The organism is Rhizobium sullae, from assembly GCF_900169785.1.
In the GTDB taxonomy this organism is placed as follows: domain Bacteria; phylum Pseudomonadota; class Alphaproteobacteria; order Rhizobiales; family Rhizobiaceae; genus Rhizobium; species Rhizobium sullae.
The window spans coordinates 1-228 of record NZ_FWER01000253.1 but is presented as its reverse complement, the minus strand read 5'-3'; the positions used below and the strand labels follow the sequence as shown (position 1 = coordinate 228).

Genomic DNA, 228 nt, shown 5'->3' with positions numbered 1-228 from the left:
GATAGATGACGGCGCAGCGGCAGACGACGGCGGTCGTCACCTTGTGCTTGGCGTCGCGGCGACGTCTTGCGATCCGCGCCCTGAAGTTCCGCAGGTCCCGCTGCGCCTTGGCGCGGTTCTTCGACCCTTTCTTGCGCCTCGAGACGACGCGCGCGAGGGTCTCCTCCCGGCGCTTTTCCGCGTCGCTCATGCGCGGCAGGTCGTAGACCGCGCCGTCCGACAGCGCCA

Annotated in this window: 1 protein-coding gene; it reads right to left on the bottom strand. The window is 69.3% G+C overall.

Features of this window, described 5'->3' with window-relative positions; genetic code table 11:
- Window positions 1-228: transposase (locus BN1800_RS40035; protein WP_179214050.1), on the bottom strand; the 228-nt coding region annotated here is incomplete at both ends.